7 protein-coding genes are annotated in these 9,969 nt (G+C 68.3%); 5 read left to right on the top strand and 2 right to left on the bottom strand.

Annotated elements, in window-relative coordinates:
* Nucleotides 1-1,684, bottom strand: a 1,684-nt coding sequence (locus B8460_RS03465; RefSeq protein ID WP_148360317.1) for a glycosyltransferase, incomplete at its 3' end; no start/stop codon positions are given.
* 199 nt (nt 1,685-1,883) lie between these two features.
* On the opposite strand from B8460_RS03465, the gene B8460_RS03460 reads away from it, so the two are divergent.
* The 4 genes from B8460_RS03460 (at nt 1,884) to B8460_RS03445 (ending at nt 7,319) form a co-directional block, all read left to right on the top strand.
* Complete coding sequence (locus tag B8460_RS03460) at nt 1,884-2,084, top strand: hypothetical protein (RefSeq protein WP_048860181.1); 201 nt, start codon at nt 1,884-1,886, stop codon at nt 2,082-2,084.
* Between the two features lie 116 nt (nt 2,085-2,200).
* Nucleotides 2,201-4,501 (top strand): glycosyltransferase, encoded by a 2,301-nt coding sequence (locus B8460_RS03455; RefSeq protein WP_148360316.1) that lies wholly within the window; start codon nt 2,201-2,203, stop codon nt 4,499-4,501.
* Nucleotides 4,502-4,572: 71 nt separating this feature from the next.
* Nucleotides 4,573-5,685 carry a glycosyltransferase gene (locus tag B8460_RS03450; protein WP_048860179.1) on the top strand — a complete coding sequence of 371 codons (1,113 nt, stop codon included), beginning with the start codon at nt 4,573-4,575 and terminating at the stop codon, nt 5,683-5,685.
* A gap of 83 nt (nt 5,686-5,768) precedes the next feature.
* A complete protein-coding gene (locus B8460_RS03445; RefSeq protein WP_048860178.1) occupies nt 5,769-7,319 on the top strand; it encodes a multicopper oxidase family protein in 1,551 nt (516 codons plus the stop codon).
* Nucleotides 7,320-7,340: 21 nt separating this feature from the next.
* Here the strand turns inward: B8460_RS03445 and B8460_RS03440 are convergent, their stop codons facing one another.
* Complete coding sequence (locus B8460_RS03440) at nt 7,341-8,558, bottom strand: class I SAM-dependent methyltransferase (protein WP_277813916.1); 1,218 nt, start codon at nt 8,556-8,558, stop codon at nt 7,341-7,343.
* Between the two features lie 659 nt (nt 8,559-9,217).
* On the opposite strand from B8460_RS03440, the gene B8460_RS03435 reads away from it, so the two are divergent.
* Nucleotides 9,218-9,448 (top strand): hypothetical protein, encoded by a 231-nt coding sequence (locus B8460_RS03435; protein ID WP_148360314.1) that lies wholly within the window; start codon nt 9,218-9,220, stop codon nt 9,446-9,448.
* The last annotated feature ends 521 nt before the right edge of the window (nt 9,449-9,969 follow it).

Genomic DNA, 9,969 nt, shown 5'->3' with positions numbered 1-9,969 from the left:
TACAGGGAGGCGCGGCACGCCGAGGTACGGCCGGCGGTCCGCGTCCGGCGCGCACCGCCTCGGCCAGCACGGCCAGCCGGGCGGCAAGATCATCGATATCGGGCTCCGCCCACCATTGTCCGTCGCCGAACGGGTATTCGCCCTCGCCCACGCCGCGGGCACGCCAGCGCACCTGCTCGGCCGGCAGTAGAAAATCCGTATTGCCGGAAAAGCCGGTCGCCAGGACCGGCAGGCCAAGCAGCAAGGCCTCAGCCAGGTTGCGCCCGAAGCCCTCGGCCCGATGCGGCGAGATGAAGACATCGGCGCCCGCCAGCAGACGCAGCATCGCGCGCCGTGACAGCGTCCCTTCATGGATGCTGATGCGCGGGTCCGCCCGGCAGGCCGCACGCAGGGCCGGCGCCTCCTGCCACTCGTCGAGCACGCCGTTGACACGCAGCACAAGCCGCGCGGCGCGGTCGGCGGGCGGGAAGGCGCGCTGGAACGCCCCGATGGCGCCGAGCGGATTCTTGCGCGTGAAATAGGAGTTCGGATCGAACTGATAGACCGCGGTGAAGCGTCGCCGGGCCGGATGGCCGGCGGCTGCCAGGGCCAAGGCAGGCGGCACCGCTACCGATGCCGGCATGAGGCGCACCGGGATGGGGGCGTTCGCCCGATACGAGGCCGCCATATAGGCTGTATGCGCCCAGATTTCGTCCACCAGCTCATACGTGGCGACCAGGTCGTCCGGAAAGGACGGCAATTCCCAGGCCCAGGCGCCCACGCGGGTCGCGGCGGCAAACAATTTGGGCCCGTCGTGCAGGTAGACGCGGGCCGCATCGATCGCGGTCATGCAGAAGACGGTGGTCGCATAGCGCGGGGCCGCCGCCACGCGCGCGCGCAGGCTGCCGTCGCCGAGGCGCGCCCCGGATTGCGGCAGGATGTCGATCACGCAGTGGCGCACCCCTGCCGCGTCGAGCGCGCCCGACATGGCACGGACATCCTCGCCGATCCCCATTTCGGCGCGAGCGAACCCGACAAGATTGACCCCGCGCGGATCGAGATTGGAATCTGGCACCGCGCGCGGCAGTGGCTCCGGCGCATCGGGCGGAAGGGACGGAGGCGGAATCGCGCTGTCGCGATTGGCGGCGAACCATGCGATCAGCCGCCGGCGCTGGTCCATGTCGAGGATGGGCGGACGGCCGTCCGCCGCCGCGGATGCGGCCGCGGCGACCACGATTCGAGGTGGCACGCGCCCGTCGGTGATCCATCCCGGCCGGCCTGTCGGCTGCTCGGTCAGGACCATGCATGCGGGCGGCAACCGCGGCGCGGCGGCAAGGCATGCGGGACCGACGAGACGGTACCAAGCCAGAAATTCGGCGCATGACTCGGCGCAGGTCAGGTCGAAGCGATCGCGCAGCGCGGGCCAGACGTCCCACAGCACATGCAGCAGACGCGGCAGGGGCACGCCGCTTGGCGCCGCCACGGTCTCCATCGCGACCTCCGCCTGCGCCGGGCCCCACCACCAGACGGCCGGATATTCCGCGCGACCATGCAATAGCCACCAGGCGACGTAGTCGCGCTGCGCCGCTGCGTCATGCAGGGCAGCACCGCGACGCACCTCGGGGCGCACGACCCAGGCAAGCCACATCGCCAGGGTCAGGAAAGCGGGCCGGCCCGGAGGCGGCGTCGGCATGGTCGTTGACATCGCGGGAGCCCCGGCCATCGGTCAATTGCACTCTATGCGTGCTCTATAGTGCCATCAATGCCCGTAAAGATGGTTAATACGTTAGATATACGTAAAAAACGGAGAGACTATCTCGACCGGAAGCACAGGCAGGAGCATGGTTTCAACCACCGCATGTCTCGGGTGACGCGATGCAACCAACCATCCGTTCAGCTGACCGATGAGCGCAGGGGAACAACCTGATACGCGTCGGCAGGAAGCGCTGATCACGCTCCTGCTGCATGGTGAGGCCGTCGCCCGGCTCTGGGACTCCGGCGCGTACGGTACGGCGCTCGCGGCTGGCGGCGCGGACATCGACGCCGTGCTGCAAGACCTGTTGTTGAACCTGATCGGTGAGCAGGCCGGCGAGTCGGGGCGTTGACGCGCGCCAGCACGCGGGCACGGCCCGATACGGTCCCACCGGAGCGGAAGACCTCGCCGCCCTCCCCGGACCGCCGCTCGGAAAGGCCACCCGTCCGCACGCCAGGTCCCGACGTCTTGGTTGATGCGCGCTGCCTGCAGGATATGCGGTTCCGCGAGCGGGGGATCGGGCAGCACGTGGCGGCCGTTCTAGCGGGCAAAGCAAGCGTCGATATGCCCGCGATGCGGTTGATCGGGGTGATCGACCCGGCGTTGCCGCCGCTTGGCGACGCGTACGTAGGCCTCTTCGACGCCGTCAGTGCCACGTTCTATACCGGCGCCGTTCCGGCGGCCCTCATCTCGCCGTCACCGATGACCCATTCCTCGCTGCCGCTCGCGCGCGCCTTGCGTCGCAGCCCGTTCAGCGCGGCGATCGTCTACGACTTCATCCCGATCGACCATCAGGCGCGCTATCTGGCGGACCCTACTGACGCGACGGCCTATCTGGCACGGCTCGCCTGGCTGAAGGATCACGACTTCTTTCTTCCAATATCCGCCCACACCGCCTCCCGCTTGCAGGTCCTTCTGGGCGTCAGGGACGACCGCATGGCAGTCACGGGCGTCGGGCTGCGCAAGGCGATGCTGCCGACCACGGTGCCGGCGGGCGGCGGGGCCCTTCCCCCCTATATTCTTGCGTGCGGGGGCGATGACTGGCGCAAAAACATCGAGGCGCCGGTGGCGGCCCATGCGCGCAGCGCGCGGCTCGCGGCTGAGGGTATCCGGCTGGTCGTCGCGGGTCGCTACCCTGCGGAGCGAGAGGGCGAGTTGCGTCGCCTTCACGCCGGCCTGATGGGACGGCCGGAATTGCTGACATTCTCCGGCCATCTGAGCGATCCGGCGCTGCGATCGTTGTATGCCGACGCGATGGCGTGCGTTGTCCCGTCCCGCGTTGAGGGGTTTTCCGTCCCGGTCATCGAGGCGGCGGCAAACGGCACCCCGGTGCTGGCTGCGGATGGAGAGGCGCACGCCGAGCTGTTGCCCGATCCGCGGGACCGCTTCGCTCCGGACGACGTCACCGCCCTGCAACTCGCGCTCGAGTCTCTGGCCGCCGACCCGGCGACGCGTGCCGCGGCGCGGGGCAGGCAAGAGGGACTTGCGTCGCGCTTCGCCCTCAATGCCGTGGCCGCACGATTCTGGGCGCCGATCGCCGCCGGATTGGCGGCTTCCGCCCATCGCGGCCTGCGGATGCCGGCGGTCGCCCGCAACGCGCGGCCCCGCATCGCTTTCCTGACGCCGCTGCCGCCGGATGCGTCCGGGGTGGCCGACTACTCGGCCGCCTGCCTGCCCGCGCTGACCCATCGGGCGAACGTCCATGTGTTCACTTCGACCACGCGACCTTCCGTGCCGGACGGGCTGGCCGCACGGCCGACCGCAATCGGTCCCGTCGCCTTGCTCTCGCGGCATTTCGACGCCGCGGTCTGCGTCGTCGGCAACTCCGGCCTCCATCGCGGAATCGTTGATCAGCTTCTTTCCTGGGGCGGCGCCGTAATCGCCCATGACGCGCGGATGCTTGATTTCTACGTCCATGTGTATGGCTACGACCGTGCATGCGCACAGGCATCGGCGGAACTGGGGCGACCGGTCAGTCGCGCCGACATCGACGAGTGGCTGGCCCATCCGGGACGCCTGCCGACCCTGTTTCTGGACGAGATCGCGCACGCGGCGCGTCCGCTGATCGTCCACTCGCAGCCGACCGCGACGCGGCTCGTGGCGCGCGGCCTGCCTCCGCCGGTCGTGCTGCCTTTCTCGCCCTATCGCGTGCTGCCCAACGCCTCGCTGTCGTCCGCCGCGCGGTTGGCCGCACGGCGTCAGCTCGGACTGCCGGAGAACGAAGTGGTGATTGCCACCTTCGGCGCCGTCAGCGCCGACCGGGCACCGGAGGATCTGCTATGGGCCCTTGAAACCTTGCGCGCCTGGGGCGTGGCGGCGCGTCTCGTCTATGTCGGTGCGGCCGACCGGGCGACCGAGGCTTACATACAGAATGTCGCAACGAGCATCGGGGTCGCGCCCTACGTCATGTTCACCAGCCGGGGTGTGTCCGATGCGGTCTACCGGCTATGGCTCGCCGCCGCGGACCTCGGCGTGCAGCTGCGCACCTACCAGCTCGGTGGCCTTTCCGGCGCCTTACTGGACTGCATGGCGGCCGGATTGCCGACCGTCACGACGGCGCATCTTGCCGCGGCCATGGACGCACCGCACTGGGTGCGCGCGGTGCCGGACTCCATCAGCGCCGTGCTCGTCGCGGAGGCGTTGATGGCGTTGATCGACGCGGGCGCGCATTTCGACCGCAACCTACCGGCGCGGGCGGCACTGCTGCGCGAGCGCAACTTCGACCGCTATGCAGACGGGCTGCTGACGGCCCTTGGATGTGCCGCATGAGGGCGCGCACGACCGCGGCACAGCGGGCGCACGCCCGGAAGGCGTCGCCGCGGCGCCGGCCCGCTGGCCCGATGCTGATCGATGCGACGGAGCTGATCGCCAATCCGGTCATGACGGGGATCCAACGTGTCGTGCGCCAGCTTTGGCGACACTGGCCTCCGCAACGGGCGGCGCTGTTGTGCCACTACGTGCCGGAGCGTGGATTGGTGCGCGTGCCCGCCGCCGTCGGCGCCCTTCTCGCCCAGGATCGCCCGGTCGCCGAGACACGGGCGGCGATCGCGGCGGCGCTGGCCGACACGACGCCGGAGGATGCGCCGGCCGCCGCCCCGATCCTGGTGCCGGAGGTGTTCTATGACTTCGTACGCTGCGCTTTTCACCACTGGCAGCTCGGGTCCGATCCGGACCGCACGGCGTTCATCGCCTATGATTTCATTCCGTGGCTGCACCCGGCGCTGATCGGCGTGGAGCAGTCCTACGCGCTGATGCCGTATCTGAGGCTGCTGCGCGACGCCCGGCATGTCGCGCATATCAGCGCCCGCACACGCGAAGACTATGCAACGCGCATCACGCGGCGCGCGGCCTGCGGGCCCGTCCTGCCGCTTGGCGCCGACGGGCCGGCGATCCCGCGGCAGACCTGGTCGTCCGCGCGGCGGACCTATCTGTGCGTGGGTTCGATCGACGGGCGAAAGCATCAGGACCGTGTCCTCGCCGCGTTCGAGCAGCTCTGGGCCGAGGGCAGTGACGCGCGCCTGGTGCTGGTCGGGCGGATTTTCAAGCACGCATCGACCCTGCCCTGGGTGGCACGGCTGCGGGCGCTGACGGCGCGCGAGCCGCGGCTGGCGTGGGAAGAAGACGCCAGCGACGCACGGCTTGCCGCGCTATACGGCACCGCGCGCGCCACGATCTATGCGAGCGAGGTCGAGGGATATGGTCTGCCCCCGGTCGAAAGCCTGCATGCGGGCGTGCCGGTGATCGCGCATGCCGCCCTGCCCTCGCTCGCCGGACGTCCCCGTGCGGGCACCCTGCCGCTCGCGGGCGCAGACGCCGCGGCCATCGCCGAGGCGGTGCGCGCGATGGAACGGCCGGCAACGGCACGACGGCTCTGGGCGGAGGCCGCCGGCCTGCGGCTCGACACGTGGCGCGATTTCGCGCGTGGCGTCGCGGCCTGGGCGCACGATCGATAGGGCCCACTTTACGTCAGCCGCATGGCTTGACCTTGCCACGCCGGAACCCACACCTCGGCCAGGGGAACCCGGAGGGCGCCATCATGCAACGCATCACTCGTCGTCGTGCGCTCGTCGGCGGCTTTGCCGTGGCGGCGCTGGCCGCATCACCGCGTGGCGTGCGGGCGACGGACGAAGCGGCGCAGGCCCCCCTCGCCGGGCATGGCGGCCAGACGCTGGTCGCGAGCACGCGCTCGATCGACGTGGACGGCCGACCAGCAACCGTATTCCGCCTCCTGGGGCCGGACGATGCACCGGGACTGAGGCTCGCGCCGGGCGAGCGGTTCCGGGTCGGACTTCGCAATGCGACCACGCAGCCGACAATCATCCACTGGCATGGGCAGTTGCCCCCGTGGACCCAGGACGGGTTTCCATGGCCGCAGACACCGCCGATTCCGGCCGGCGGGCGGCAGGACTATGACTATGCGCCGATCCCGGGCACGTTCTGGATGCACTCCCATCACGGACTGCAGGAACAGGCGTTGATGACCGCGCCGCTGATCGTGCGCACCGCCGAGGAGCTGCGCGAGGACCGGCAGGAGGTCGTGCTGATGCTGCACGATTTCAGCCACAGGCCGCCGGAGGCGTTGCTTGCCGGCGTGACCGGCCGTAGCGCCGCGCAGACGACCGCGATGATGCGGGCGATGGACAGCGCGCCACCGATCATGCCGGCCGCACGGATGCGCTCCGCCGTGCCTCGGGACACGGCGATGGGCGGCATGGCGATGAAAGGCATGTCGGCGCAGGGCGGCCTGCACATGGCCATGGAGGGCGACATGGCGATGGACCTCAACGACATCGACTATGATGCCTTCCTCGCCAATGACCGTACGTTAGGTGACCCCGAGGTCGTGCGGACCGCCGCGCGGGGACGGCTGCGGCTGCGCATCATCAATGCTTCGTCCTCTACCCAGTTCTGGATCGATCTTGGCCGGCTTACGGGGGAGGTAGTCGCGGCGGATGGGCATGCGGTGCGACCCGTCAGCGCGCGGCGGCTGCCGCTCGCCATCGCGCAACGGCTCGATGTGCTGATCGACCTGCCAGGCGATGGCGCCTATCCGATCCTCGCCGAGGTGGAGGGCCGGCGTGACCGCACGGGAATCGTGGTCGCGACACCGGGGGCGCCGATTGCGCGCATCGCGGCACAGTCCGCGGCGGCGGCGCCGGCCGTGGACAACAGCCTGGAGGCGATCCTCTCGGCGCGGACGCCGCTGGTGGCGCGGTCGGCCGACGTGACGCGCACGCTGGTGTTGTCGGGCGGGATGCGGCCTTATGTCTGGACGATCGACGGCGCAACGTGGCCTGCGGTGACGCCATTTATGGTGCGCCGGGGACAACGCATCGAGATCGACATGGTCAACCGCTCGATGATGGCGCATCCGATGCACCTGCACGGCCATGCGTTCCAGGTGATCGCGCTTGATCGTCGCCCGGTCGCCGGCGCGGTGCGTGACACGGTGCTCGTGCCGCCGATGGGCCGCGTACGCATCGCCTTCGACGCCGACAATCCCGGACGCTGGGCGCTCCACTGCCATAATCTCTATCACATGGCGGCCGGCATGATGACCGAGGTGCGCTACGACGGCATCGCGTAGCGCGCGTCCCGCGCTACGCGATCAGACGATTTCGATCTCCGGAAACGGAAAGATCATGCGGCCGCCAGCGGCGAGATACTCGCGCTCGCGTTGGATGATGCCTTCCTTGAAGTGCCATGGCAGCACGAGGAAATAGTCCGGCCGCATGCAGCGCGCTTCGGCCTCCGACACGATCGGGATATGCGTCCCCGGGGTGATGGCACCGTATTTATCGGGGTTGACCTCGGCGATCGCCCGCACCTCCGCCGTCGTGAGACCACAGAACTGCAAGAGCACGTTGCCTTTGGTGGAGGCGCCGTAGCCGAGGACGGTGCGACCGTCGGCGGCCAGCGACTTCAAGAGGCGGGTCAGATCGGTCCGATGACGGAAGACCCGTTCCTCGAACTCCCGATAGGGGCGCGGCGTCGCCAGCCCCATGCGGTCTTCCTGCTCCAGCAGCCAGTTGATCACGGCGTCGGCGCCGCGACGCGGATCATCGCGGCGGACAGCGGTGACGGCAAAGCTGCCGCCATTGACGGCATTCATCTTAACGTCGGCGACACGCAGCCCGGCGGCCTCCAGGATGCGGGCCACGACGCCGAGTGAATAGTATTCAAGATGCTCGTGACAGACCGTGTCGTATGAGGTCATGCGCAGCATCGACGGCAGATAGCTTTGCTCGAAATGCCACACGCCGCCCTGCGCCAGCACGGATTCGATCTCGCGCGCGAAGTCGATCGGATCCTCCAAGTCATAGAACATGGCGATGGAGGTAACGATCTGCGCCGGCCGGTCGCATGCGGCCCGATAGGCGGCGGCGGAGAAGAAATCCGGCACCAGCGTGATGCCGTCCTCGTAATAGCGACGGAACTTCTCGCCGGTGGGATCGATCCCGATGCGGTGAAGTCCTGTCGTCTGATAGGATTTCAGCAACGTCGCGTCGTTGGCGCCGATGTCTAGCACGGCATCCCCCGCCCGCAGGCCGGCATAGGCCGAGAGCTCAGCCACCTTCTGCCCAAGGTGGCGCACCATCGAGGCGTTGAGTCCCGAGCGGTAGCCGTAGTTGTCCCCATACATCTCGCGCAGATCGTAGGAACAGCCGAGCTGCACGAGCCCGGATTGCGGGCACCAGACCAGTGAGAGGGGACCGGTGGTGAGGGGCTCGTCCGCCGTGCGTGGGAAGACGCCGGTCAGTGCCTGCTGGCCAAGATCAAGCACGGGAATAAGATGGGTGCTTCCGCTAACACGGCACCGTTCCAACGTCTGATAATGACCCAAACCGGTTGCCTCCGATCGCCGCGGCGAGCATTACGATTGATTGCAGCAAACCACCGCAGAGCACGCGATGGTTGCATGGTGGATTTCCGAACGTCAATCGCCTTGATACACGCTCCGGTCGCCCCCATCGAGTGTCGTCGGCGACCAATAGGCGGCATCCATTCAAGAGCTCTGACGCCACGCCCGGCACCCGACCGCGCCGATCATAATCACGTTTGATTGACGGTGTGACGACGCGTGCCCGAAGTGTGGCCGGATACCGGCCCGCGGCGCCGGCCGGAGCGGAGCAACGCGGCGAGAAAGGTGCGGAGCGTTTTGCTTTTGCATAATTTTGTTCTTCGGCCGACAGACCGGTGGCATGCTTGGCGGCTACTATCCATTGCTTTGCAAAATGGTTGCCTCACGGGTTTGTGTGGGGCTATAGCTTTCGCATGCCGTGCCAAGGGGCGCCTCCATCGTCGACGGCTCTGATCCTGGCCTTTCCGGGACGGGCGCCGCCGCCGTCGGACCCAGCGGGCCGGATCAACTTGGCCGAACGTGACGAGCTAACACGTTGGGGATGTATCAGTGGCCGTTACGGGTGGCAGATCGGGGGCCCGGACGCCCCCCCGATCGAGACCGGGCGCGACGGACGACAGTATGTGCGCATCATGCTGCGGCCCGTCAGCGATGACCTAGTCTACTTCGTGGCGCCCGAGACGACAGACAGCGGCCGTGTCTGGACCGTGCTGGACCGGCGCGGCGTTGCCAAATCCTTTAGCACCCTGCGCGACGCGTTGGAGTCGATCTGCCCGACGCTTTGGCAGTTCGGTCTTGACCGTGTGTCGATGGCGCCGGGCAAGCCCGGCCTTCCCGGCCGCCGCCCAACCTAAAGCCAATAAGTCCGGGCTTCCGAATGCCGAACCCACTCAAACGTAACCACCGCATGTTCCGCCGGGTAGCGGAACCGCGGCGTGGGTTCTTGAATACAGCGGCTGAACCTAGCCACGATGGTGAGGCGGGTCGCGGCCGCGCGCTTTAGAGCGGTGGCCCAACTGACTTAATCGGGAGTGTGCCCAAACCGGCTGTGATTTGATTCAAGCTGTCTGCCGGGTTAGGGGAGGCCGAAAGGACATCAAAGGCTCTCTCGGTTGATCTTGGGACGCGGGTTTTGACGGCGATCGTCGATGGCGTGACGCACCGAGAGGCGGCGGAGCGGTTCGGCCTCAGCGCCGCCAGCGTCAGCCGCTTGCGGGCTTTACAGCGTGAGCGGAGCGACGTCCTGCCCCGGCCCGCTGGGACCAGCCGGATCTCGAATCCGACCGCCTGGTTTTCATCGACGAGACCTGGCTTTCACCAACATGGCGCGCACCCATGATCGGGCGTACGCGTCTGCGAAGGGCCCGGAACGATC

The sequence above is a fragment of the Acidisphaera rubrifaciens HS-AP3 genome, assembly GCF_000964365.1.
GTDB lineage: Bacteria > Pseudomonadota > Alphaproteobacteria > Acetobacterales > Acetobacteraceae > Acidisphaera > Acidisphaera rubrifaciens.
The sequence above is the reverse complement of the archived record's forward strand: the minus strand, read 5'-3'. Positions and strand labels throughout refer to the sequence as shown.